The following is a 19751-nucleotide window of genomic DNA, read 5'->3' on the forward strand; positions in this document are numbered from 1 at the left end:
TTATCGTTGATAAGGAATATTTAATAATTCTGGAACGGTAACAAATTCATACCCCTGGTCTTGTAAATTTGGGATAATCTGTCGAAGCGATTCAATTGTTTCCGACTGATCTCCCTCCGCATCTGTTCCATCATGCATTAAAATAATCGCACCTGGATGAATCTCACCTACTACGTTTTCCGTTATTTGTTCAGGTGATAATTCTTGCCAATCTTGCGAATCTACAGACCAACCAATGACTGAATAATCCAAGATAGCTAACTCATCAACCAATTCTTCATATAAAAAACCATAAGGTGGACGAAATAACGTCGTTTTGTAATTAATTAGAGGTTCAAGCACCTCTTCGGTACGGGAGACTTCATTTACAAGAATATCTACTTCACCTTCAGCAGCAAGATCAGGATGCCAAAAGGTATGATTTCCTACAACATGACCATCATTGACTATTCGCGTCGTCAAATCTGGATACGCTTCTGCCCTTGAACCTAGCAAAAAGAAAGTTGCTGGTACTTCATATTCTCTTAACACGTCTAAGACTTCTGGTGTAAACCGTGGATCAGGGCCATCATCAAATGTTAATGCTATTTTATTTGCTGTAGTAGGACCTCGTAAAAAAATTGTGTCTGGATAAAGTTGCTGCAACGTCGTCATAGGTACTGGCTCGAGAATGCGATGGGATCGCTCAGGGCCACCAGTTAACTCCGGTGGATCTTCCTCTTCCCCTTTCTCCTCAGGTTTATCCTTGTTCCACCACCCATCCTGTACGTCATCAACACTCCAATTATTTGCGTGTACCTCATTTATCGCTATAATATTCATACTCCCCAACATAACTGCGACACTGGATATTATCAGAAATATGATACGTTTCATTACACCATCTCCTAATACTTGTTTATAACCTAGTTTTTAGAAAGATGGATGAAATATACATTGAAAAAGAAAATTTTCAATTTCAGAATAAGATCTATCGACTATATTATTGTTTGATTTTTAAGTAGTCAATGGAGGTTATCCTCATCATAATTATAAACATATCAATTATTTCTCCTGCATTTTAAAAAATATATTTGTAATCAGTTTTGAAAAAGGGAATATGACCAAGTAAGTGAGAAACAAATGGAAGTAATTTGTACCTTGATGAAATTCAAAAAAATGATGCATTGTTAAAATCGGTTTAAATATAAACGATAAAATGAACGTCAAACCAAATGTATACACATAATAATTTTTGTTATTATTCAATGTCCATTGATAAACCAACATAAATAATACAGGAATTAACGCGGTTTCTAATGGAATATTTCCAGAAAAAAAAGGAACAAGCTCAAAAGGGTATCCCCAATAACCTTGGCCAGCACCCCAAGTGTCAAAATATCCAAACCAAACATGAATATTAAAACCATAAAAACCTAATAACAACATGTTTCTTCTATCAATTACAAAGTACAAAAAAACTAATGGTGCTATAAAAAAGAATAATAATATCAACCAAAATTCCCATGTTTCATAATTAGAATATAAGTGCCAATAATCTATTTCTAATTGAGATAATTGTTGTTTTAAAGTATGTATTTCTTCATATAATTCAACTTGGTCTTTTTCCAATACTTTTTTCAAAACTTTCACCCCTTGTGAATATGTCAGTTTTATAATTCACAATAGACTTAAACATTATGTAATAAGTTGGAATAAAGTAAAAGTAGCACAAGTATATAAGCTCTTCAGAACAAAGTTGATATGCAAGGTCGTTCATAAAATGTAACAATAAGCCCAATCTCATCTTCCTGTATTTGAATACATCTATTAATAAGTGGAGGAATCCACAATATATGTTAGAAAGGAGGCAAATCACATGTATGGAACCTCTGGATTTGCGTTAATTGTTGTGTTATTTATCCTCTTAGTGATTATAGGTGCATCTTATACTTCTCCAAAATGTTGTTAATTTAGGTCTACTGAACAATTAAAACCTTTGTAGGAAGCAATAGATCCGGTATTAGTTAGAAGTGTTGCTTTTCTGTCATTGATTTTTTCAGAGGAGTCTTAGTAACAAATGATTCAGATGGATAAAATAAGACGCTGAGATTTTTTCTCAACGTCTTTTTTATACTTTAAGAATGTTTAACTTCGCTATAAGATAAAATAAGTCTTTTTCATGAAGGGCTTGAGACAAGACAATTTTTCTAATCTTGTATTAAGCTATACATTATTCAGATAATAACTTAATTAAACGAGCAATTGTAGGCATTCAGCAAGGTATTTTTTATTTTGTTTCGTTTGTACATAAGTAGACTCTTCAATTTGCTTGAAATGGTGTGCACCTTCATCCGTTAACCGATAATAGCGTTTGTTTCGACGAATGTCATTGTTCCATTTTCCAACAAGAAGTTCGCCTTCTTCCATTTCATGTGCAATTTCATACAGGTATCCAATTGAAGGGGACCAACCAAGTTGCTCGTTAAGAATTTCAGACACCTCTGCCATAAAAAGGCTTGGTTGAACTTGTAATTGCTTTATTGTATAGTAACGTATCACATCCTTCGCCGAAAATAACCGACTGAAGAAAGACCGATAATCAGCATGAAGAAGTGAAGCCTTTTCTGGATGAAGTTGTTGGTTTTTTAATACAGATTCCAACCGATCAACGACTGTCTTGATTGCTTCCATAGATGGATAAAAAGTCTTATGATACGTTTTAAAAACATCCATTCCTTTCTCTGTTATTCGATAGTAGATTAATTTATCCGTTCTGTCCGATATCTTAATAAGTTCATCGCCCTGTGCTTTTGCCACAGTTGAATAAAAATACCGTCGGTTGATCGACCGGTGTGTCAGTAAATCATTCGCTTTATTTAAGATAGCCGCTGGGTAATCTGTATTTCTTTTATTTAATACTTTCAGAATGACAATTGTATAAATATCACCTTGTGATAAAGCTTTCATGGACACCGCCCCTTCCCAGATAAATAGTATTTCATTTTATTATATCAAGAATAGGAAAACCACGATGATAGTTTTACTTAGCTTTCCGTTTTGATTGAATTAGATTTTTTCTAAATACTATAATTTATACTAGTACGTGCTCATAATAAATGGTACTGTATGAACAATGTGCGAGGGATAGTAAATACTTTGTGCTCTAGCGATATATATTCTAAAACACTTATACTCACCTTTCCAGTTTGTTGGCCTTTTCTCAATCTGATCCTAATTATAATAAAAGAGACAAGGAATCCCCTGTCTCTTTTTAAGAATATTAATTATGAAAATTTGTTCCATCAGTTGTTGCCTCGATGACACCAGCTCTGATCACAAAGTCACCGAAATGTTCTTTTTCTTCTCTTTCCTTTGCATATCGCGATAAAAGAACCTTAAGTTCACTAAGGATTTCTTCTTCACCAATCGTTTCCTTATACATTTTATTCAGTCGACTCCCATCAAATGCAGCACCAAGGTACATGTTATATTTCCCTGGGGATTTACCAATGAAGGCAATTTCACCAAGTGATGGCCGCGCACAGCTGTTTGGACAGCCAGTCATACGAATCGTAATTTCTTCATTTCTTAATCCATTTTCATCGATAATATCATCGATTTTGCCAATTAACTCTGGCAAATACCGCTCTGCTTCAGCCATCGCTAGACCACAGGTCGGTAATGCTACACAAGCCATTGAACTGCGACGGAGCGCTGAATAGTGCTGTCCATCTGTTAGTCCATACTGTTCAATGAGCTCATTAATCTTTTTCTTCTTTTGGCTAGAAACATTTGCAATGATGATATTCTGATTGGCAGTTAAGCGAAAATCACCTTTATGAATGCGAGCAATTTCTCGCAGTCCCGTCATTAGTTTGTAGTCTTCTCTATCAGCAATACGACCAGTTTCTACAAAGAGGGTATAGTGCCATCTACCTTTGACGCCCTTTTCCCATCCATAACGATCACCATTATCGTCAAAATGAAACGGTTTTGCTTTTTCTAAACTCCAACCAAGTCGATTCTCAATTTCTTCGACGACATTCTCAATACCAAGCCGGTCAACTGTATATTTGAATCGTGCATATTTACGAACAGAACGGTTACCGTAATCACGTTGAATTGTAATAATTTTCTCTGCTAAGTCAACGATTTGCTCTGGTTTGCAAAAGCCAATTACTTTCCCGACTTGAGGATACGTCTTTTCGTCACCGTGTGTCATACCTAAGCCGCCACCAATAGTGACATTAAATCCGATTAGTTGCCCCTCTTCTACAACCGCAATAAACCCAAGGTCTTGAGAAAAGATGTCAATATCGTTCGAAGGAGGAACAGCAATACCAATTTTAAATTTACGCGGTAAGTAAACCGGACCATACATCGGTTCACTTTCTTCTACTTCTGGGGATCCAGCTACTTTTTCTTCGTCTAACCAGATCTCGTAATAAGCCCTAGTATTAGGCAATAAATCATCACTTAGCTTCTTCGACCATTCATATACTTCCCCATGAACATCCGATTGATAAGGATTCGGGTTACACATTACGTTACGATTAACGTCTCCACAGGCTGCGATCGTATCCAAAAGAGCATGATTGATCTCTTCAATTGTATTTTTCATGTTCCACTTCAGAATTCCATGCATTTGAAAAGTCTGACGTGTAGTCAATTTCAATGTTCCATTACCATTCTTGTGTGCCAACTCATCCATGACGAGCCATTGCTGAGGTGTACAAACACCACCCGGCATTCTCACGCGAAGCATGAATTGATATGCTGGCTCAAGCTTTTGTTTTTGTCGTTCAATTCTGAGATCACGATCGTCCTGTAAATAGCTACCGTGGTGCTTCATTAAACGGTTATCGTCGTCAGAAATTCCTGCACTAATTGGTTCTAACATAGACTCTTTTAATGTACCACGTAATAAATTACTTTCTTCTTTTATACGCTCCACGTCACTCGGAGTACCTTCTGGTGCTTTTAACTTCTGATTTGCCATTTAAAATGAACTCCTTTCAATCCCTGATCAATATACATCTCGCTGATACCGTTTTTGTTTTTGCATGTCAGCTAGATATGCTTCTGCTTCTTCGCGGTTTTTGTTACCCTCTTTTTCAATGATCTCAATCAAGGCGTTCTGTACGTCGTGAGCCATGTTATTCTTGTCGCCACACACATAGAGGAATGCTCCTTGTTCTAACCACTCAAATAGTTCCTTGCTGTGTTCTGTAATTCGATGTTGAACATAAACTTTTTTGTCTGTATCACGTGAGAAGGCGACATCCATTTTTGATAGTACACCATCTTTTAACCATTTTTGCCACTCTATCTGGTAAAGAAAATCGGTCATGAAATATTGTTCGCCAAAAAATAACCATGATTTTCCTTCAGCACCAGTTTCTTCACGTTCTTGCATAAACGAGCGGAACGGAGCAATACCTGTCCCTGGTCCAACCATGATGACCGGTGTCTCGGAATTCTCAGGTAATTTGAAGTTTTTATTGTGTTGAATATAAACCGGAAGCGTATCTCCTGGTTCTAAACGTTCTGAACAAAGAATGGAACAGACGCCGTTTCGTTTTCGTCCGTTAGTTTCAAACCGCACCGCGCCAATAGTCAAGTGCACTTCATCTGGATTTGCAGATAAACTACTTGATATCGAATAAAGCCGCGCAGGCATTTTTCTTAATATCGAAAGGAACTGATGTACCGTAACGTCCCATGGTCCAAAATCTTGCACCAAATCTAATAAATCACGGCCGAAAATATATTCTTTTATTTTTTCTTTTTCAGCTGATAAAAGCTCTTTTAAATCTTTATTCTCGGTTAGTTCAGCTACCTTTTTAAGGAGAGGCTTAGACAGAATCGTTATTTCAAAATGAGAAATAAGTGCATCTCTTAAAGGGAGCGTCTCTCCTGTTTTGTTCACTTCTACTTGTTCCTCTGGATTCCATTTCATTTCTGATAGGAGCATGTCCACAAGCACCGGATCGTTTTCAGGATAAATACCAAGACTATCTCCTGGTTCATATACTAATCCAGATCCTTCTAATGAAAGCTCAAGATGCCTCGTTTCTTTATTCGACCCTCGACCATTCAAATTAATGTTTTCTAACACTTCTGCCTGGAAAGGATTCGTTCTTGAATAGACGGCTTCACTTGTCTCTGGAAAAGCTTCTGGAGCAGGAGCACTACTTCCTTCTTGAACTTCACTCAGGCCATCGATGACACCTTTCAACCAAACGTCAGCAGGTTCTTCGAAGTCGAGATCGCAGTCTACTCGTGGATATACGCGAGTGCCTCCGAGCTCTTCTAAGCGCTGATCAAAATCCAACCCTGTTTTACAGAAAAATTCATAGGAAGTATCGCCTAACGCAAGGACAGAAAAGCGAACGTCACTTAATTTCGGAGCGCGTTTCCCATGCAGGAATTCATGGAATGTTATCGCATTATCCGGTGGATCTCCTTCTCCATGCGTACTAACGACAATAAGAAGATTAGATACCTTCTTCAAACGATTAGGTTTAAAATCACTCATCGACGAAACAGTGACTTCAAAGCCACGCTCTTTTAATGTTTTACCGGCATCTTCAGACAATTTCTGAGCATTACCTGTTTGTGATCCATAAAGGATCGTGATATCTTTTGAAATAGGCTCACTAGAAACTGGCTCAATGGAACTTTCTACCGGAGTTGATTGTAATTGCTCTTCTACGTGAGAAGAGGAGATGGCAGTCTGAGAAGCGGATAAATAGCCGCTAAGCCATATCTTTTGTGATTCTGTTAACGTAGGCAGAAGACGATTCAAAGATTCTGCCTGTTCTTGATTAAACGGACTGTTCGTTACTTGAAATTGCAAACTACATTCACCTCACAAAGAATATAAACTAAACTTTCAATTATCTTATCATACTACAAGAATACTCACGTTAATGAAATCACCTTTATTTTTCCGACAAAAAGCGATTAATTCTATTATATCTTGATTATTCCTATAAATTCAATCGGTTTTAAAAATATTATTCATTTTTCCTTTATTTTCAGTGTTTTTTATTGATTCTAATGAATATAAGTGAGGATTTTTATATTAATTTCAATATGTACGTAACGATCCAAATATATTTATCATTACCCGAGCTTCTTTCCTGTTAAATATTTTTAAAGAGGCGATATCGGTCTACTTTACGGTTGATCACACTCCATTGTATAGTAAGAGATAGAAAGCGAGGCTCGGCAACATGACAAAACTATTATACCTTATTATCATTGTAGCTTTTCTAGATACATTCATTCAATTACCAATTATTACTCCCTATGCTCAAGAATTAGGTGCCTCGCATATGCTAACAGGTAGTATTATTGCTATCTATTCTTTATCAAACATGATCGGGAATGTGTTTGCCGGTCATTGGATTGATCAGTTTGGCCGCAAGAAAATATTATTAATTGGTATGCTCGCCGTTTCAATAATCTTGCTGTTTTATCCACTTACTCAAACTGGATTACAGTTGTTTTTTGTTCGACTTCTTCATGGACTAGCTGGTGGAGCCTTGATCCCTGCTGCTTTCGCTTATATTGGCGATCATACCGGTAAGAAAAACAGAGGAAAGACGATGGCTTATACTGGTGCGTGCATTGGTACAGCGGCAATCGTTGGTCCCGCAATCGGTGGTGTAATCGCAGCCAGGTCATCTATCGATTATGTCTTTATTCTCGTTGCAATCTTATTTATGATAACTTCTGTGTTAATAATTAATTATGTAAAAGAATCTTACGTAAAGCCAGACCGCGGACAAGTATCAATGTCGCACTTTATCCCTTTACTTAAAGAACCATTACTTATTCAAGCAAGTTTAGCTGCGTTTGCTTTAATGGTCAGTAACGGAACACTTGCCTTTGCGCTTCCATTAAAAGTTGAATTTCTTGGCTTGAGTTCATCCGTGACAGGCATATTACTTAGTACGTTTGGAATTGTCGCGCTGATCGTCTTTTTAACACCAATCAACAAAATATACGACCGGTTCCAACCGCTATTTTTAATTTTAACTGGTATTTCGCTTATTGGAATATCACTTCTATTACTTAGCTTTTTTAATTCAATTTTAATTATTTCAACGGCAATGATTGTATACGGACTTGGGTTTTCTTTCGTATTTCCATCAATGAATCGAATGGTCTCTGATGTATCTTCGCAAGTTGATCGCGGTAAAGCATATGGAATTTTTTATGCGTCGTTTTCTTTAGGAGTAGTATCAGGATCATTTATCTCAGGTACTGTTGCAGAAATATTTGGGCTTCCCTTCCTCTTGAGTGCAGCCATCATGATTACTTTAGCAATTGTGTTATTTTTCACAGCACAAAAACATCAGACTTTGCTCAAAAAAGACGTGATCCGCTCATAAACTAGCGCTCTCGTATCTTCCTGCTCATTTAATAATTGATGTCGGCCCGATGGAAAAAAAGCCACTTGCAGATCACTGCATTTCTGTTTAAAGAACGTAACATTTTTTTGATAATCAACCGTTGTGTCCTTCCCACCTTGAATAAAATAGACTGGTATTCGCAAGATCGAACAATATACAATATGCTTTTGCCAGTCTTCCATCGCTGTAATCCAGTCCGCTTTTAACCACTTCACTTGCAATGGATCTTTTTTTATAAACTGCCGATATAGTTTGTCTTGAGAATTTTTTCTGAAGCGTCTCTTTTGCTTAGGAATTACTTTTCCCACGATTCTAGACGCACCTCTCACTAAATTCCACCGATACGGGTAATAAAGTGGCGCAACTAAAATTAAACTATCAAGTTCAACTTTTTTTTCAGAAGCGGCATGAAATAAGATAGATCCTCCCGTACTATGGCCTAACCCAATCAATTTAGACGGTGTTAACGCTTGATTAATAAATTGATAAGCTTTTTGAATTGCTTCAACGTATTGATCAAAGGTAGCAATTGTCCCTTTCTCTCCTTGTGAAAACCCATGACCTGGTAAATCGATTGTAACAACTTCATAACCACTAGTTAATAACTCATTTACAGTTTGGCTCATGCCACCCGTATGATCTAAATATCCGTGGACAAACAAAATCCTCCCGACCCGCTTTTCTTTCCTTTTTAAAAAAGCTTGCATAAAAATGTTCCGACCGTGTGACTTAATCGTCCCACACCTGTACTCATCGAAGGAAGTTGTATCAAATTTATAAAACGATAAATATTCTTGTAAATATGGATCACTCTCATGTGGGTTTACTATATTCAATTGGAACGTTGCATCATGCATTTTGCTCAACCAATTTAAATTGTTTTCCATCTATTTTAACCTCCATCCACCATCTGACTCTTATTTTAACCTAACCAAACAAGTAAATTAAATATTTTCAATCGAAAAAGAAACAGCGCTACCCGCTGTTTCTTATCTTTCCGATATTTACTTTGCTATTGCGTCAACTAGTGCTTTTCCATAGGCCGGTAAATCTGGTGGTCTACGGCTCGAAACAAGTGGTCCATCAACGACAACTTCTTCATTGTGCCACTCGGCACCTGCATTCGTCATGTCATCCTTAATTCCTGGTGTACTCGTAACATTTTTCCCCTTTAATATATCAGCCGAAATTAACACCCAACCAGCATGGCAAATCTGTCCAATGACACGTTTTTCTTCGTGCATAAACCTAACCATATCAAGAACCTCTTGGTAACGTCTCAGTTTATCAGGAGCCCATCCACCTGGTACGAGAATTGCATCATATTCTTCAATATTAATTTGCTCAAATGAATAATCAGTAGTTACGGGAACGCCATATTTCCCTTTATAGATAGCGTCTGCCTCTTTACCTGCAATATGACAAATCGCCCCTTCTTCTTGCAAACGATAATGAGGATACAATAACTCTGAGTCTTCAAAGTCATGTTCCACAACAGTCAATACTTTTTTATTTTTTAGCTTCATCTACTATCCCTTCTTTCTATATGCTTTTCCTTGCTACTGTACCCTAAATTCTTTTGATTCAATCTCTTATTTTTTAATAAGTGATTTTTTGCAAACGTTCTAAGATGATTCCCTCTGCCATATACTAGATTCAGGTTTCCAAGGAAACATTTGACGGGGAGGTTTTATAAAGATGAACAGTTTGACGAAACTGCAAAAAAACTTTATGGTCAGCTCTGCCGTTGCTACAACAGCACTGGTCCTATCTTCTAGCACAGAAGCCGACAGCCAATTGAATACAGATAGTCAGTCAGATAAACAATCAATGCAAATGTCCTCCGTAAACTTTAGCAAATCTGAGTTAAAACTATCGAAAGAAAAAGTTTTATCCAGTCACTTAAAACTCATAAAATCAGCAGAAATAGAAACAACGGAACTAGAAAATGCGATTAAAGAAATGACTCCCGCATGGTCCAAGGATACAAAACTTTCTAAAGGAGATCGCGGCTCTAAGGTTAAAACAGTTCAAGAATACTTACACGAGTCTGGTTATTATTTAGCAAAAATTGATGGTATTTTTGGTGTGAAGACAGAGGATGCCGTCAGTCACTATCAAGAGAAACATGGCTTAAATATTAACGGAACTGTTGGTGAAGAAACGATAACTGCCTTAATTGGCACAAAAATAACCGTTAAGAACGAATTAAATAAACTTATATCTTCACAAAAAACGTCACCGCCTGTTTATTATTCAGCCATACATTTATCAAATAATCTCAACCAACCGTTCATTAACGACCTATCCGATGCTCAAGTGCAAACGGTAGATTACCTCCAGTATGGAGATGAAGGTGAAGAAGTTGAAGCATTACAAAAGAAACTTAGTAAAGCAGGGTACTACCAGGGATCTAATGATGGTGTCTACGGAACCTATACACAACAAGCTGTTCGAACGCTTCAAAAACACCATTCATTACAAATAGACGGGTTAGTAGGAAAGGAAGTCCAGTCATTTTTACAAAACAATGATTTATCAAAACTCGCTAGAGAAAGAGAGCAGTTGATCGTTAAAGAATCCTCAACAACAGAGAGTAATCAAGAAAAAACGAAAGTAACAAGTGATTCATCATCACCAGATACAGCTGCACCATCGAATGAATCTACTACACATAAGTCTTCTGAGTCTACTGAAAAGGAAGCAGAACCAAAGAAAGAAACAGAAACAAAAATGGAGACCGTTTCTTCATCAAATTTGATCGATGTAGCGAAAGGAATGATCGGCACCCCTTATGTATGGGGGGGGACAACACCTTCCGGCTTTGACTGTAGTGGATTTCTCCAATATGTTTTTAACCAAAGGGGAGTAAACTTGCCTAGAACTGTTGCCGATATGTGGAATGCAACTACCCCTGTTTCTTCCCCATCGGTTGGTGATATCGTCTTTTATGAAACATACAAACCAGGACCATCTCATGCAGGAATTTATCTCGGTGGCGGCCAATTCATTCAAGCTGGTTCATCCAGTGGGGTCGCAATTACTAGTATGGATAACTCTTATTGGAGCCAACGATATTTAGGGGCTCGTAGCGTGTCTAATTAATGGATCTCTATGAAGAGGTGCTTGTTTGCATCTCTTTTTTGCTTCACTTTTTCCCATTCCATTCATCGTGAAATTCTACCAAATATAGTTTCAAAAAATCATGCCGATCTTTCGCCATTTTCAAACCAGTTTCTGTTTTCATTTGAGTTGTTAATGTCAAAAGTTTTTCATAAAAGTGGTTAATTGCTGTTGACTTGCCATGTCTGTAATCTTCCTTCGTCATCTCTTCTCTCGGCTTCTGATTAGGGATATGCATGGCATCCCCTTTGTTCCCCGCAAACATAAAGCACCTAGCAATTCCTATTGCACCCAATGCATCAAGTCGGTCAGCATCTTGAACAACTTTCCCTTCGATCTGTTCAGGGGGACGGTTAAATCCTCCTTTAAACGACACCGTATCAATTACCTCAATCACATGGAGCATTGTTTCTCTTGGTAGCTGTTGTTGTTCAAGCCATTTTATAACAAAGTCCTTCCCTACTTCTTCCGATTCATGAAATTTTTCATCTCCAGCATCATGAAGAAGTGCAGCTAATTCACAAATAAATCCATCCGCACCTTCTTGCCTCGCAATTTCCAATGCATTTCTTCTCACCCGATCTGTATGATGCCAATCATGACCAGTAGCATCATCAGCAAATAAACTTTTCACCCAAATTTCAGCATTCATTAGTACGTCATCCATCGATAACACCCCTTCTATTTATGTATTTAAATAATTTTTATTGAATATTTACACACATATACAAAACTGTTCCATTCTGTACTAATCAAATAATTCCCCTGTAGTATTTAATAATACTTTGTGAATCATATAACAAGTAAGGCTTTTACGGTTGCAAAAAAATGTGTGCTATTTTACAAATTCAAACGTTTTGTGAACGTGTGACTTATATCATATCTTTTTATACGATAATTTTCTATACTGTTCCCTAGGGAGTTAGTCAATTTCTTTGAAAGGGGAATATGTCATGTCTATTTTACCAAAAAAGAACGAGCTTGGTTTCTTTGAAATTCGCCTCGAGTCTATCGGAGGTCTTGGTGCTAACCTTGCGGGGAAAATGTTAGCAGAAGCCGGCGTTCTTGGCTTAGGATTAAACGGATCCAACTTTTCATCTTATGGATCTGAAAAAAAGGGGTCCCCAGTCAAATCATTTGTTCGATTTTGCGAAGCTGATGTTGATATTCGCGATCATTCACCGATCGAACAACCACATGTGATCGGTGTTTTTCATGAAGCACTTTATAAAATGGTTGACGTTGTAAGCGGATTAGATTCAGATGGGGTTGTTTTAGTTAATACGAAAAGTGACTTCGATGTGATCAAGGCCGATCTAAGTTTAGATTCTGGCACATTAGCTTCAGTCGATGCTTTAAAGATTGCAAATGAAGAAAAAACGAAAGTAAACACAGCGATGCTAGGCGCTCTCTATCGTATTCTTGATTTCCTAGATGCGGATCATATGAGAGATGTTATTCGCAAAACGTTCGAAAAAAAATACCCACACTTTGTCGAACCAAATATACGCACATTTAATCGTGGCTACGAAGAAGTTCAATTTAAAACATATGACGTGTCTGCAAATGCTAAGAGAAAAGAGTTTACAAGAGTTCAGCCACGTTTAGGATACGAAACGCAAGAAATAGGCGGAATCATTTCAGCTCAAGCAAATAGTATTCAAAAGGATTTAAGCGGGTCTCGCATCGGTTTCTTACCTGAATATAAAGCTGACAGCTGTATTCATTGTGCTGCCTGCGACACTGTTTGTCCGGATTATTGCTTCGTATGGGAACGAGAAGAAGATAAAAAAGGACGACCTCAAATGTTTCTAAAAGGGATTGACTACCAATATTGTAAAGGATGTTTAAAGTGCGTTGATTCCTGTCCAACAGATGCTTTAGCAGATATGGCCGAAGTGAAAGGCTATGCTGAAGCTAATCGCGTCAGTCACAAATTTCCACTTGTAGCAGGAGGGGTTAAATAATGGCAATGACAGAGGTAAACGTCCAAAAACAGACAAAGGCCGTACAAATAGAAACATTTGAATCAGGAAATGAAATGGCTGCTATGGCAGCAGCGCAAATTAATTATCATTTAATGGGATATTTCCCTATCACACCATCTACAGAAGTCGCCCAATATTTAGATATGATGAAATCTAAAGGCTTGCACGACATTGAATTAGTTGCAGCAGATGGCGAACACGGGTCTGCGGGTATTTGCTTTGGTGCAGCTACCACGGGTGCACGTGTTTTTAACGCGACAAGCGCCAATGGATTTCTCTATATGATCGAACAACTTCCTGTCCAGTCTGGTTTGCGTTTTCCAATGGTGATGAACTTAGTCACAAGAGCAGTAAGTGGACCGTTAGATATTCGCGGGGATCATTCTGATTTGTATTACGGATTGAACACCGGTTGGATTATTTTAACTGCTCGCACACCTCAAGCTGTTTACGATATGAACATCATGGCATTAAAACTTTCTGAACATAAAGACGTTCGCTTACCGGTTATCGTCGCTTATGACGGTTTCTATACATCTCATCAAAAACGTAAAGTACAACTATTTAAAGATCGGGAAACGGTACAAGGCTTTGTTGGTGAAACACCAAAAGGATACGCAACATCGATAGATAAAGAAAAACCAGTAACAATTGGCGCCCATATGAACGGCGACGACTTAATGAATAATCATTTCCAACAATCAGAAGCACTCTACAAGGCTTATGACGTATACAAAGAAATCGCTACAGAATATGAAGAGCTTTCTGGTCGCAAATACGATATTTTAGACCAATATGGAATGGAAGATGCTGAAGTTGCTGTTTTTCTACTGAATTCTGCTGCTGAATCCTCTAAAGACGTCGTTGATAGACTTCGAGCCAAAGGAATTAAGGCAGGAGTTGTTAGTCCTAACATCATCCGTCCATTTCCTGCCGAAGACCTTCGCCAAGCGTTTAAAAACGTGAAAGCTGTCTTAGTCGGTGAACGTGCCGATTCATTCGGAGCAAATGGTGCGAACTTAACACATGAATTAAAGTCTGCTCTCCAAGAAGATCCAGAAAATAGCACACTTGTTTTAAGCCGTGTATTCGGTATGGGTGGTAAGGACTTCTATGCTGATGATGCTGAAGCATTTTTTGACATGGCGATTGAAGCTGCAGACTCCGGTATCATCAAGAAGTCGTTTGACTATTACGGCATTCACCCCGGTGACCCAGAGAAAAAATTAGAACAAGTGATTGAACCGATGACCGGAGATACTTTTAAAACTGGTCTCATCAAAGTTACTGAAGATGAAGAAACGAACAAGCTAAAGGTGAGGATCCCTCCTCTTCGACAACTGACAGGAAAACCAAAGCGTTTTGCATCAGGTCATGGAGCTTGTCCAGGCTGTGGTATTTTCCCAGGATTAGAATTATTCTTCAAAGGGATCGAAGGAGACGCAGTCATCCTCCTTCATACAGGATGCGGTTATGTTGTAACGTCCGCTTATCCTTACAGTTCTCATAAACAACCATTTATTCATAACCTGTTCCAAAATGGACCGGCTACGTTGTCCGGAACGGTCGAAGCGTTCTTTGAAATGAAAAATCGTGGTGAGGTTGACATTGATGAAGACTTTACATTCGTGATGATTACCGGTGACGGTGGTATGGACATCGGGATGGGTTCTGCGATTGGTACAGCTTTAAGAAATCATAAAATGATCATTTTGGAGTATGATAACGAAGGTTATATGAATACTGGTTCACAAATGTCCTACTCTACTCCGCTCGGTCACATGACGAGTACGACATCTGTGGGGAAAGAAATCCAAGGAAAAACGTTCCACCATAAGGATACGCCTCAAATTATGGCATCGACAAATATTCCTTATGTTTTTACAGGAACAGAAGCGTACCCACAAGATCTTATAAAAAAAGCAGCAAAAGCACAATGGTATGCGCAAAATGAAGGCATGGTTTACGGTAAACTCTTAATCGCCTGTCCGCTTAACTGGAAGTCAGATGATCGTGATGGCGAAAAGGTCATTAAAGCCGCGGTTGATTCATGCTTCTTCCCGCTTTATGAAGTCGAACGCGGAGAAACGAACATCACAGTCAATCCTGAAGCAAAAAAGAAGCGAATTGAATTATCTGATTGGCTTCAGTACATGGGTAAATCAAAACACCTATTGAAAGAAGAAAACAAAGCGATTCTTGCTGATTTTGAAAAAGAAGTCGAACGTCGTTGGGTAACTCTAAAAACGAAGCACGAAACACCGTATATATAAATATCTTACTATTATAAAGGCTTAGAGAGTTTTTCTCTAAGCCATTTGTTTTGCATTCACTATAACCACAGGATGACTTTCATAGGGAGCATCTCGATAAATTTGTCTAATATTATCACTTCGAGTTTCTTGTTTCGTTAGTCGCTTGTAAGGAATCGAAACGTGCACTCTCTCTTTCTCAAATGGGAACGGATTCAATGAAATTGTCGTTTCCGATTCCCAATTTGCGTAAACTCGCTTTTTATCTAAAGTTGCTAATTGTTGAGTAAATCCATCCTTAAACCATGTTACTTCTTCATTTTTTTTCGCTCCCCAACGATTCATGCATAAATAAAGAGATAGGTTATCACAAAATTGCAGTAAATCAAAATGGAAATCACGTATCTCCCGCGTGAATTTTTTCTCTTGTTTGAAGATCCGTTTCAATATTTTATCCTGTCTAATTCGCTCATGATTGATAAATTTAGCACTTAATGGATCTTCTTTATCTTTAAAAAAACTGGCATAATGACAACTAATTAAATACCCAGCATAAGGATCTTCTTTTAGTAATTGTTCAATCCCAGCCTCATATGCTTCGATTTTCTTTTTCAGCGGGAAATCAATAAAAGAAGCCAATGAATCCTTCTCTGGTAAGTACATGAATTTCCGATCAAGTGGAATCCAGCTTCTGTCGTGATTCGATACAGCATACTCTACCGAGGGTTTCCATTCTAGGCCTGTGAAGAGATTTTCACGCCATTTATTAATAAATTGCCCTGATATGAGGGCGTGTTCGTGTTGTTCAATAAAGATGATGTCACTTTCTTCTCTAATTATCATTGGTTATCGCCCCTTTAACTTACCTTACCTTAAAATGTTTGCAAATAAACTTACAAAAGGTGGCGCCAGTGAAAAAGGGTTAAATAAGTAAACTCTTCGCTCAGAAGGGCCTGATGTGACACTTTTGCGAAGTTGGTAACACCGGTCTAGAAAAGACTCTAGTCTACGGAATTTACGTAAACAAAAAAACTCGCCTTCAGTTGAAAGCGAGAGTGAAGCTATCTATTGGACTTCGGATTCACATTCAAGACACTCATTTGAATAACACTCATGCATTTCATCGACAATTTCGCCACATTTCGCACATTCCTTTGGCGGCAAATTATTAAAAAATTCTGTACTAGACATTAACATGATAATATCCCTCCATTCATTTATTTGAGTTCATTGTACTATAACAATAATATAAAATCAATTAATTGTTTTAATACATAATAATATTTTTATCGTGTTCACTAGTAGTGTATACGTATTCATTTTATTTATTACAGTACATTTTATAAATTATGCTAAATATTTACTGAATGTGTTTTACAATTAATCATATTATATAACAGAAAGGTTTTTGAATTGCACATGTTTCCTTCATCGTGACGAATTATCCTGAAGGGGAACACTACTTTTATTTGCATTCCCTTCACCAGTTACATAGCAACTAAAAGGAACCTACTGACTTTATCATTCTCCTTTCTTCTATATCAAAAACAGGAAAAACCCTAGAGAAAATTCTCTAAGGTTTTGCCTATTTTATGAATTAACTTTCCTAAAACTTTAAAATTCTTATTCAACCTGTAATAATTTATCTAATTCTTCCACGAGCTTACCTATCTCCGGTTTACTAATTTGCGCATCTGCTCCTACTCTTTCTCCCTTGTGAAACAAATCTCCTGTAATTAGAGAAGAGAAAATAATAATAGGAAGTTCCTTTAGTTGCGGATCTTCTTTAACTTTCCTTGTTAAGTGATGACCGTCCATTAAAGGCATTTCGATATCAGTAATAAGCAAATCAATTTCCGCACGAGATTCTTCTTTCAAATAAGTCCACGCTTCTTTTCCATCATCCGTGAATACAATTTGCACATAGCCTGCCTCATTTAAAATATCTTTTAATAACTGTCTTAGAATTGGTGAATCCTCTGCTATAAGCAACTTTTTCTTTGAACGATCTCTTTGCTCAATTCCCTCTAATTTTTTAGAAGAAAGACCAGCTTCTGGCATGATATCATAGACAACTTTTTCATAATCAAGTAATAATATCATATTCTCGTCCATTTTAATCACACCGATTGTTAAATCTTGTAATCCTTGACTTAGTTTATTTGGCTTTTCAATTTGCTCCCATGAAATTCGATGAATACGAGATACAGAGTGAACATGAAAAGCAGCCTTTACTTGATTTAATTCCGTAACAATCAATTTGTCCTGACCAGGATTTTTTGAATCTTTAAAACCAAGCGCTTTGGCCAAGTTGATGACAGGGATAATTTCATCTCTTAGCCGAATAACTCCTTCGACATTTGGATGTGCATGCGGCATAATTGTTACATCCATAGGTTGAATAATTTCCCTAACTTTCATCACGTTTATTCCAAAAGTCCCTACTCCTACCTCAAACACAATCACTTCTAGTTCATTCGTTCCACTTTCCAGTAAAATCCCTTTATGTTCCTCACTCATTGTTGTGCCTCCTCAAGCCCTTTATCCTATTATTATTACTAGATTCAAGTAAATGTTGATCCTAAGGATAGATTACCACTATTAATTAAAATATTCCATCGTTTTTTTGTTTTTTATAATGAATTGATAAGACTAAAGTCCTTAATACATTTCTAATATAAAAAAGATATTTCAATTGCTTCATTCCTTGAATCCTTCTATAATAGATATGAGACTGTTTTGTTGGATTGGGGGTTATAAAAATGTTAAAGCGATATTTTTCTTGGGGGTTTTTAGCATTGTTCTTTCTACTTATACCTGTTACTCAGGTGTTTGCAGAGGAAAATGGAGAAAATGGAGCATCTTTATTAGAGGGACCATTCATCATTTTAGCTTTCGCAACACTGATCTTGATGATGTATTACTCTTTTAGAGATTAATGGAATTGCTATATTTAGAAAAAGAAGGGGACAAGTTCTCTTCTTTTTCTTTTTAGAAAAAGCTAGAGAAAAGCGAAAGAATATTACGAACATCAGCCCCTTATCCTTGTAAGAGCATCCATAGTACCATTAGAATGAATTATCTAATCATTAGATCCCACCACCCAACATCTAGAACAGCTATTGTTTCATCTAACGCAAATTCCACTTAACTTAAACCGATTACTTCAGTTTAGATAAAAGTCATTTTAACTATAATTAAAACGATACTCAAAAAGCTACCACCATAAAAATAAAATGGAGGTAGCTTTTTTTGCAAATCATTAATTTAGTATTTCGACCGATTCAATCACAACGTCTTCTACTGGACGGTCTCCAGGTTCTACTTCTGTCGTAGCAATTTCATCAACAACATCCATTCCTTCAGTCACTTGTCCAAATACCGTATGCCCACCATCAAGATGAGGCGTACCTTCTTCTGCATGAACAATAAAGAACTGGCTCCCATTTGTATTAGCTCCACTATTTGCCATCGATAGCGCACCTTTTTGGTGAGAGACGGATTCGTCAAACTCGTCTTCAAACGGTTCGCCAAACGCACTTTCTCCTCCCATACCAGTTCCCGTAGGATCTCCTCCTTGAATCATGAAGTTTTCAATGACTCTGTGAAAAATCACATCTTCATAATAGCCTTCTTTTCCTAAAGTAACAAAATTCTCAACCGCTAAAGGCGCCACTTCAGGAAACAATTCCAAATGAATTGCACCCATGTTCGTGTGAATGATCGCTTCATTTTCAACGCCGCTCGCGTCGTTGGAGCTATTCGCGTCGCTGTTCGTATTGTCATTGCCGCAAGCAGAAAGCGCTAATATTGCGACTAAGCCAATGCTTGTAAGAAACTTGTTTGTTTTTTTCATTTTCTCAATCTCCCTATGTATGTTTTTTAGTATTTACTCTATCACCTATTCGTACCTCTCTCATACGTAGTAATGACAATCTTATTTTACAGAAATAGTGAGATATTCGCAAATGATACTTATTTTC

Annotated in this window: 18 protein-coding genes; 6 read left to right on the forward strand and 12 right to left on the reverse strand. The window is 37.4% G+C overall.

The annotated features are described in order from the left end of the window. Both ACM26V_RS06555 and ACM26V_RS06560 read right to left on the reverse strand, forming a co-directional pair. Complete coding sequence (locus tag ACM26V_RS06555; RefSeq protein WP_416150627.1) at positions 1-876, reverse strand: polysaccharide deacetylase family protein; 876 nt, start codon at positions 874-876, stop codon at positions 1-3. 168 nt (positions 877-1044) lie between these two features. After that, a complete protein-coding gene (locus tag ACM26V_RS06560) occupies positions 1045-1623 on the reverse strand; it encodes a CBO0543 family protein (RefSeq protein ID WP_416150628.1) in 579 nt (192 codons plus the stop codon). 235 nt (positions 1624-1858) lie between these two features. On the opposite strand from ACM26V_RS06560, the gene ACM26V_RS06565 reads away from it, so the two are divergent. After that, complete coding sequence (locus ACM26V_RS06565) at positions 1859-1951, forward strand: YjcZ family sporulation protein (RefSeq protein ID WP_416150629.1); 93 nt, start codon at positions 1859-1861, stop codon at positions 1949-1951. Positions 1952-2232: 281 nt separating this feature from the next. On the opposite strand, the gene ACM26V_RS06570 is transcribed toward ACM26V_RS06565, so the two are convergent. The 3 genes from ACM26V_RS06570 to ACM26V_RS06580 form a co-directional block, all read right to left on the reverse strand. Beyond that, entirely contained in the window at positions 2233-2949 is a 717-nt protein-coding gene (locus ACM26V_RS06570) for a helix-turn-helix transcriptional regulator (RefSeq protein ID WP_416150630.1), read from the reverse strand. Between the two features lie 313 nt (positions 2950-3262). Beyond that, positions 3263-4981 (reverse strand): assimilatory sulfite reductase (NADPH) hemoprotein subunit, encoded by a 1719-nt coding sequence (cysI, locus tag ACM26V_RS06575; RefSeq protein ID WP_416150631.1) that lies wholly within the window; start codon positions 4979-4981, stop codon positions 3263-3265. A gap of 27 nt (positions 4982-5008) precedes the next feature. Beyond that, positions 5009-6841 carry an assimilatory sulfite reductase (NADPH) flavoprotein subunit gene (locus ACM26V_RS06580; protein ID WP_416150632.1) on the reverse strand — a complete coding sequence of 611 codons (1833 nt, stop codon included), beginning with the start codon at positions 6839-6841 and terminating at the stop codon, positions 5009-5011. 379 nt (positions 6842-7220) lie between these two features. Here ACM26V_RS06580 and ACM26V_RS06585 point away from each other — a divergent pair, with 379 nt between their 5' ends. Then, positions 7221-8384, forward strand: a complete 1164-nt coding sequence (locus tag ACM26V_RS06585; RefSeq protein ID WP_416150633.1) for an MFS transporter — start codon at positions 7221-7223, stop codon at positions 8382-8384. Here the strand turns inward: ACM26V_RS06585 and ACM26V_RS06590 are convergent. Both ACM26V_RS06590 and ACM26V_RS06595 read right to left on the reverse strand, forming a co-directional pair. Further along, complete coding sequence (locus ACM26V_RS06590; RefSeq protein WP_416150634.1) at positions 8348-9292, reverse strand: alpha/beta fold hydrolase; 945 nt, start codon at positions 9290-9292, stop codon at positions 8348-8350. The genes ACM26V_RS06585 and ACM26V_RS06590 overlap by 37 nt on opposite strands. A 117-nt stretch (positions 9293-9409) precedes the next feature. Next, on the reverse strand, positions 9410-9931 hold the full coding sequence (locus ACM26V_RS06595; protein WP_416150635.1) for a type 1 glutamine amidotransferase domain-containing protein: 522 nt from the start codon (positions 9929-9931) through the stop codon (positions 9410-9412). 172 nt (positions 9932-10103) lie between these two features. On the opposite strand from ACM26V_RS06595, the gene ACM26V_RS06600 reads away from it, so the two are divergent. Continuing rightward, a complete protein-coding gene (locus ACM26V_RS06600; protein WP_416150636.1) occupies positions 10104-11510 on the forward strand; it encodes a peptidoglycan-binding protein in 1407 nt (468 codons plus the stop codon). 43 nt (positions 11511-11553) lie between these two features. Here ACM26V_RS06600 and ACM26V_RS06605 read toward each other — a convergent pair whose 3' ends face one another. Next, positions 11554-12195, reverse strand: a complete 642-nt coding sequence (locus tag ACM26V_RS06605) for an HD domain-containing protein (RefSeq protein WP_416150637.1) — start codon at positions 12193-12195, stop codon at positions 11554-11556. Between the two features lie 286 nt (positions 12196-12481). On the opposite strand from ACM26V_RS06605, the gene ACM26V_RS06610 reads away from it, so the two are divergent. Together ACM26V_RS06610 and ACM26V_RS06615 are read left to right on the forward strand one after the other, a co-directional pair. After that, a complete protein-coding gene (locus ACM26V_RS06610) occupies positions 12482-13495 on the forward strand; it encodes a 2-oxoacid:acceptor oxidoreductase family protein (RefSeq protein ID WP_416150638.1) in 1014 nt (337 codons plus the stop codon). After that, complete coding sequence (locus tag ACM26V_RS06615) at positions 13495-15789, forward strand: thiamine pyrophosphate-dependent enzyme (RefSeq protein WP_416150639.1); 2295 nt, start codon at positions 13495-13497, stop codon at positions 15787-15789. The genes ACM26V_RS06610 and ACM26V_RS06615 overlap by 1 nt, the downstream gene beginning before the upstream one ends. A gap of 36 nt (positions 15790-15825) precedes the next feature. Here ACM26V_RS06615 and ACM26V_RS06620 read toward each other — a convergent pair whose 3' ends face one another. From ACM26V_RS06620 to ACM26V_RS06630, 3 genes are all read right to left on the reverse strand, one after another. After that, the gene (locus ACM26V_RS06620) at positions 15826-16611 is read right to left on the reverse strand and encodes a DUF3891 family protein (protein ID WP_416150640.1); all 786 of its coding nucleotides are present in this window, start codon (positions 16609-16611) and stop codon (positions 15826-15828) included. Between the two features lie 222 nt (positions 16612-16833). Then, positions 16834-16965 carry a protein YhfH gene (gene yhfH, locus ACM26V_RS06625; protein WP_416150641.1) on the reverse strand — a complete coding sequence of 44 codons (132 nt, stop codon included), beginning with the start codon at positions 16963-16965 and terminating at the stop codon, positions 16834-16836. Positions 16966-17391: 426 nt separating this feature from the next. Further along, positions 17392-18288, reverse strand: coding sequence for a chemotaxis protein (locus tag ACM26V_RS06630; protein ID WP_416150642.1), 897 nt, complete (start codon positions 18286-18288; stop codon positions 17392-17394). A 242-nt stretch (positions 18289-18530) separates the two neighbouring features. On the opposite strand from ACM26V_RS06630, the gene ACM26V_RS06635 reads away from it, so the two are divergent. Continuing rightward, entirely contained in the window at positions 18531-18707 is a 177-nt protein-coding gene (locus ACM26V_RS06635) for a hypothetical protein (protein ID WP_416150643.1), read from the forward strand. A gap of 323 nt (positions 18708-19030) precedes the next feature. Here ACM26V_RS06635 and ACM26V_RS06640 read toward each other — a convergent pair whose 3' ends face one another. Next, a complete protein-coding gene (locus ACM26V_RS06640) occupies positions 19031-19624 on the reverse strand; it encodes a peptidylprolyl isomerase (RefSeq protein ID WP_416150644.1) in 594 nt (197 codons plus the stop codon). Between the last annotated feature and the right edge of the window lie 127 nt (positions 19625-19751).

It is taken from the genome of Salipaludibacillus sp. HK11, from assembly GCF_047795645.1.
GTDB lineage: Bacteria > Bacillota > Bacilli > Bacillales > Salisediminibacteriaceae > Salipaludibacillus.

Bases quoted from the DNA above. Each gene is read 5' to 3' on its own strand.
- ACM26V_RS06555 (WP_416150627.1), bottom strand. From the start codon at position 876: ATGAAACGTATCATATTTCTGATAATATCCAGTGTCGCAGTTATGTTG.
- ACM26V_RS06565 (WP_416150629.1), top strand. From the start codon at position 1,859: ATGTATGGAACCTCTGGATTTGCGTTAATTGTTGTGTTATTTATCCTC.
- ACM26V_RS06570 (WP_416150630.1), bottom strand. From the start codon at position 2,949: ATGAAAGCTTTATCACAAGGTGATATTTATACAATTGTCATTCTGAAA.
- cysI (WP_416150631.1), bottom strand. From the start codon at position 4,981: ATGGCAAATCAGAAGTTAAAAGCACCAGAAGGTACTCCGAGTGACGTG.
- ACM26V_RS06585 (WP_416150633.1), top strand. From the start codon at position 7,221: ATGACAAAACTATTATACCTTATTATCATTGTAGCTTTTCTAGATACA.
- ACM26V_RS06590 (WP_416150634.1), bottom strand. From the start codon at position 9,292: ATGGAAAACAATTTAAATTGGTTGAGCAAAATGCATGATGCAACGTTC.
- ACM26V_RS06595 (WP_416150635.1), bottom strand. From the start codon at position 9,931: ATGAAGCTAAAAAATAAAAAAGTATTGACTGTTGTGGAACATGACTTT.
- ACM26V_RS06600 (WP_416150636.1), top strand. From the start codon at position 10,104: ATGAACAGTTTGACGAAACTGCAAAAAAACTTTATGGTCAGCTCTGCC.
- ACM26V_RS06605 (WP_416150637.1), bottom strand. From the start codon at position 12,195: ATGGATGACGTACTAATGAATGCTGAAATTTGGGTGAAAAGTTTATTT.
- ACM26V_RS06610 (WP_416150638.1), top strand. From the start codon at position 12,482: ATGTCTATTTTACCAAAAAAGAACGAGCTTGGTTTCTTTGAAATTCGC.
- ACM26V_RS06615 (WP_416150639.1), top strand. From the start codon at position 13,495: ATGGCAATGACAGAGGTAAACGTCCAAAAACAGACAAAGGCCGTACAA.
- ACM26V_RS06620 (WP_416150640.1), bottom strand. From the start codon at position 16,611: ATGATAATTAGAGAAGAAAGTGACATCATCTTTATTGAACAACACGAA.
- yhfH (WP_416150641.1), bottom strand. From the start codon at position 16,965: ATGTTAATGTCTAGTACAGAATTTTTTAATAATTTGCCGCCAAAGGAA.
- ACM26V_RS06630 (WP_416150642.1), bottom strand. From the start codon at position 18,288: ATGAGTGAGGAACATAAAGGGATTTTACTGGAAAGTGGAACGAATGAA.
- ACM26V_RS06635 (WP_416150643.1), top strand. From the start codon at position 18,531: ATGTTAAAGCGATATTTTTCTTGGGGGTTTTTAGCATTGTTCTTTCTA.
- ACM26V_RS06640 (WP_416150644.1), bottom strand. From the start codon at position 19,624: ATGAAAAAAACAAACAAGTTTCTTACAAGCATTGGCTTAGTCGCAATA.